Annotated in this window: 4 protein-coding genes and 1 pseudogene; all 5 read right to left on the reverse strand. The window is 42.5% G+C overall.

Annotated features, from left to right (window positions below):
• Window positions 1-169 precede the first annotated feature (169 nt).
• On the reverse strand, window positions 170-742 hold the full coding sequence (gene pgsA / locus GVO62_RS10180; protein WP_159119052.1) for a CDP-diacylglycerol--glycerol-3-phosphate 3-phosphatidyltransferase: 573 nt from the start codon (window positions 740-742) through the stop codon (window positions 170-172).
• Window positions 743-866: 124 nt separating this feature from the next.
• Window positions 867-2684 (reverse strand): excinuclease ABC subunit UvrC, encoded by a 1818-nt coding sequence (gene uvrC, locus GVO62_RS10185; protein ID WP_159119054.1) that lies wholly within the window; start codon window positions 2682-2684, stop codon window positions 867-869.
• A gap of 31 nt (window positions 2685-2715) precedes the next feature.
• The gene (uvrY, locus tag GVO62_RS10190; RefSeq protein ID WP_105931368.1) at window positions 2716-3360 is read right to left on the reverse strand and encodes a UvrY/SirA/GacA family response regulator transcription factor; all 645 of its coding nucleotides are present in this window, start codon (window positions 3358-3360) and stop codon (window positions 2716-2718) included.
• A gap of 192 nt (window positions 3361-3552) precedes the next feature.
• The gene (locus GVO62_RS10195) at window positions 3553-4290 is read right to left on the reverse strand and encodes a pirin family protein (protein ID WP_159119056.1); all 738 of its coding nucleotides are present in this window, start codon (window positions 4288-4290) and stop codon (window positions 3553-3555) included.
• A gap of 169 nt (window positions 4291-4459) precedes the next feature.
• Window positions 4460-4886 (reverse strand): annotated as a pseudogene (locus tag GVO62_RS10200) (aminotransferase class I/II-fold pyridoxal phosphate-dependent enzyme); the annotation flags it as partial.

Genomic DNA, 4886 nt, shown 5'->3' on the forward strand with positions numbered 1-4886 from the left:
ATGTCTTAATCGACCATTTCGTTTGGTTGATGTCCTCTCGAAATGTGAGGTGCATTCTACCTACCCATTCAAAACTGTCAACACAAAAAAGTGTTTAAATTGAGATAAATGCGGTTTTTTATGATCGTTTGCTATTTTTTTATTCACTTTGATTAAACCGCGATCAATTTCACTTTATCGCATTGCCGCGAAGGTGTGGCCAAGCTGCTTTTGTGTAAACAACCATTGACCAAATTGACAACACTGCGGCGAAATATAAAAGAATATAACCCAAAGAAACCCAGTAGATTGGAAAGCCCATGAATGTCTCAAGACCCGATAAAAGCCCTATTAAGGCTAACATTTGCGCAGTGGTTTTTGCTTTGCCTATAAAAGATACTTGAACAGCATCCCTTACACCGTTTGAGCCCATCCATTCTCGTAGTGCTGAAACATAAATTTCACGAACCAGTAGCGCTATCGACGGCAATGTTATCCAGAGGGTTGCATAACTATGTGTGATCATGAGAAGTGCTGCGCCCACAATCAATTTGTCTGCCACTGGATCTAGAAACGCACCAAAAGGCGTGGATTGCTCAAGTTTTCTCGCTAGATAACCATCGAACCAGTCTGTTATGGCAGCTAGCCAAAAAATAAAAGCACCTGCTTCTTGTGCCCAACGCCAATCGAGGAAATATACAGTGACAAAAACAGGAATAAGAATTACTCGAAATAAAGTAATACAGTTTGGAACAGTCCACATAAAAAATACGTCTCAGTGTTATATGCCTCTATGGGCGTTTAGCGCGATCGCCTAGATGCTTGGCACCTTTCATTCTCGTTACACATTACCTTAAATTGCAATGCATTGCTTGTTAGTCATTCATTTATTGATGCAGATGGTCATAAATCGTATCAGCCAGTTCAGGGCTAATTCCAGGCACGCTCGCAATTTCGTCTTTGCTCGCTTTTTTGAGGCCTTGTAAACCTCCCATGAACTTGAGTAAAGACTGCCTGCGCTTCGCGCCTATACCAGGGATACTTTCCAGACTAGAGGTTGTTTTAACCTTTTGACGTCGATTGCGATGCCCTGTAATGGCAAAGCGGTGAGACTCATCGCGAATATGCTGGATGAGATGCAACCCAGGAGAATGACTGTCCATAGGAAGTACTTGGTGACTACCTGCAAGAATCAAGGTTTCCAAACCAGGCTTACGTGTAGTGCCTTTAGCTACGCCTAACAGCATAGGCTTTTTATCATGAGGCCAGTCTTCGAAAAACTGTTCCGCTTGCGCAAGCTGCCCTTTACCACCATCAATCAAAAGCAGATCCGGAATTTTTTGCACTTCCTTAACTGATTTATAGCGGCGTTTCAGCGCCTGTGCCATGGCAGCATAATCATCACCAGGTGTAATGCCTTCAATGTTGTATCTGCGGTAGTCACTTTTTAGTGGCCCCTCGCGATTGAACACCACACAGGAAGCGACAGTTTGTTGCCCAGAGGTATGAGATATATCAAAACACTCCATACGTTGTAAGGGCGTTTCTACTTCCAAGGACGCTTCTAAATCGAGATAGCGGGCAAAGACTGACTTCTGCTGGCTGTATTGTGCCTCAAGGGCTGTTTGCGCATTTGATTGGGCGAGCTGAAGGTACTTCCGTTTTTCTTCTCTGGCACCTTTAAAGAAATGTACTTTATGCCCCGCTTCGCTGGCCAATACTTCAGCTATCGCGCTCTCATCACTTAGCGTATTGCTTAACACAATTTGCTTGGGAATAACTTTATTGCCTGCCAGATAAAATTGTAAAAAGAAGGACTCGAACACTTCTTGCTCATCAGCAATGTTAGGTACTTTCGGAAAATAGGCTTTACTACCTAATAATTGGCCTTCGCGAATGAACATTACTTGAATACAGGCCATATTGCCTTTAAAAGCAAAGCCGAATACGTCCATTTCATCTTGTGTACCGGCTACCCACTGACGTTCTTGAACTTTTCTAAGCGCGTTTATCTGGTCGCGATAACGCGCGGCCGCTTCGAAATTTAAGGCTTCACTGGCTTTTTCCATCTTATCCACCAGCTCGCCAATAACTTGCTGGTTTTTTCCTTTTAAAAACAAGCGGGCAAAATTTACTTGCTCTTTATATTCCTCATCACTCACATAACCTTCAACACAAGGTGCACTGCACCGCTGCATTTGATATTGAAGGCAAGGTCTGCTTCGCGCGCGATAGTAGCTATCCTCACACTGACGTACAGGAAATATACGCTGCATTGAGCGCAAACTCTCCCTAACAGACCAAGCACTAGGATAAGGACCAAAATATTCGCCTTTCTTTTTCTGTGGACCGCGATGAAAAGAAAGCCGCGGATGCTCATGATCTGATAAGAAGATAAACGGATAGGATTTATCATCACGCATTACTACGTTGTAACGCGGCTTGTATTTCTTGATAAAATTGTTTTCGAGTAAGAACGCTTCGGTTTCACTGTTAACAACAGTAACGTCCATGTTCGCAATCTGGCTGACTAATGAGCGGGTTTTAGCATTGTCTAAGTTAGTACGAAAATAACTCGACACACGCTTTTTGAGGTTTTTGGCCTTTCCTACGTAAATAACCTCTTCCTGGTTATTGTACATGCGGTACACACCAGGCTGAGAGGTTAAATTCTTAAGAAATGCTGCTGAATCGAATGCAGACATAATTACTTTGACATTGCGTGCTTTGCGACGCTTAAAAGGTATTAGGGTTGATAAGCTTGTGACGGTAAGCTAAATGGGTTAGCTCTACGTCTGAACTCACACCTAATTTTTGAAACATTCTGTAGCGATATGTATTAACAGTTTTGGAGTTAATACATAGCTCTCGAGCTATATCTGGCACTTTGTGACCTTCGGTTAATCGCATGGCAATAGTAAGTTCTCTACTCGATAACTCATCAAATGGATTATCCGAACTGGGTAGTAATTTACCAATAGCGATACTATTAGCCACTTCGCTATCAATGTATTTCTGCCCGGCCGCTACTTTTCTTATAGCGAGAATAACTTCATCAGGCTCCGCGTCCTTCGTTAGAAAGCCGAAGGCACCGGCATCCATAACCTGCATAGGTATCGGGCTCTCTTTGTGCATAGACACACAAATGACCCGCGTATTTTCAGACATTCGAACAATTCTTTTTGTCGCTTCGAGCCCGCCTATACCAGGCATGTTCACGTCCATGAGTACCACATCTGGCGCATTTTTTCGGCACCACTGTACCGCGTCTTCACCATTTTTCGCTTCCGCGATAATAGTGAAATCATTAACGTCTTCCAGAATTCGGCGTATCCCTGTTCTGACCAAATCGTGGTCGTCTGCTAGGATTATTTTTATCACTCTAGTATCTCACTGACTTCAGTTTTATAGATATCTGGTTTCGAGGCCGTTAAATCAGTCAACTGTCATCGATAACAATTAACATTACGGGCCTCTCACCATAACCAAGTCATCATACCACGAGATAGAGATTCGTGAAGTGTAGATACACAATTTGAAACTAAATTATTGATCTGAATTGCTTTTGGATAATCAAACTGGCAAGTCGAACCAAAGTGCCACTGCATTTTCAATTGCATCTATTGAAAATGAATCGTGTTCATATATACCTATTGCGTCTCCAGCTCCCAGGTTAATAGACTCAGACTCAACTGTGCTTTGGGATGAAACCCTCACATTGCCAGATATCACATGCAGATAACCTTTACGTGACTTAGTTGCACTTCTCCATGTTTCATTTGCATTAAGCGTTAACCGGGATATCTCAGCATTTTGCTTTATCTTTAACGACCCTTCTCTACCGTCACTGCTCACGAGTAGTTCTAACGGCTCGTCTTGATTCAAAGCGCCGTGATTATTTTTACCAAAGGTTTTTTGCGCATAGCTCGGTTTCCCTCCTTTTTCATCTGGCACAATCCATATTTGTAAAAAGTTGACCGCTTCATTGTTTGACGGATTGAACTCAGAATGCATGATTCCTTTTCCTGCACTCATTACCTGCACGTCGCCAGCTGGCACCGTGTACTCATTTCCATTGCTGTCCTTGTGTTTCAACGCACCACTCACCACATAAGAAATGATTTCCATATCTCTGTGCCCATGTGTCTCAAACCCTCTGCCTGGTTGCACTACATCATCGTTAATAACACGCAGTACCGAAAAGCCCATGTGGTTTGCGTCATAGTAGTGGCCAAATGAGAAGCTGTGATGACTCTTCAGCCAACCGAAATCTACCTGCCCTCGTTCATTTGCCCGTCTCAAATAAATCATTACCTTTTCCTCTTGAATCTCTAATGGTAAGGCGTACGTTTTCTTATTTAATACATCGCACAAAAACTACGCTTACTCTGATACCAATTATTTTAGATTCCAATAACTAGAAATTAAATGTCAGATTATTGAGCTTTTCGTTCTATAAATAAGGATATGAGAGATGACGTTATATAGATTCAGTAGCAAAGCATAGACGTAGTAATGCTTCTTCTATTAAGGCTGGATGACAAGCTAAATTGAGTCGAATGTGATCTGGCGCCCCAAAAGGCGCACCATCATTCCCAATAACGCCTCGGTCAATACATGTCTCAACGGTTTTAGCTGGAGAATAAAACGGTTCACGCGTACGCTGATGACTTTTATCGGCTTTGTCATAGGAGCTCGATTGATTTGATTCGTGCTTTTGCCTTTCACTATCGGTCTCATTAGCTATCAAGGACGATGATTCAGTACGTGTTGCGCTAAACGTTTTTAGATTTAACCATAGAAAATACCCTGCGCGTCCCATGGTAAATTCAACCGAAATGCCATAGTGTTGGAAAAAGCGTTTAACCAACTTTCTATTGAAACTCAGCGCACCTTTTACTTCGTCT

Source organism: Alteromonas sp. KUL150, from assembly GCF_009811475.1.
In the GTDB taxonomy this organism is placed as follows: Bacteria; Pseudomonadota; Gammaproteobacteria; order Enterobacterales; family Alteromonadaceae; genus Alteromonas; species Alteromonas gracilis.

What these genes read in the sequence shown, in the direction of transcription:
- GVO62_RS10195 (WP_159119056.1), bottom strand. Translation starts at nt 4,290, where the DNA reads ATGATTTATTTGAGACGGGCAAATGAACGAGGGCAGGTAGATTTCGGT.
- pgsA (WP_159119052.1), bottom strand. Translation starts at nt 742, where the DNA reads ATGTGGACTGTTCCAAACTGTATTACTTTATTTCGAGTAATTCTTATT.
- uvrC (WP_159119054.1), bottom strand. Translation starts at nt 2,684, where the DNA reads ATGTCTGCATTCGATTCAGCAGCATTTCTTAAGAATTTAACCTCTCAG.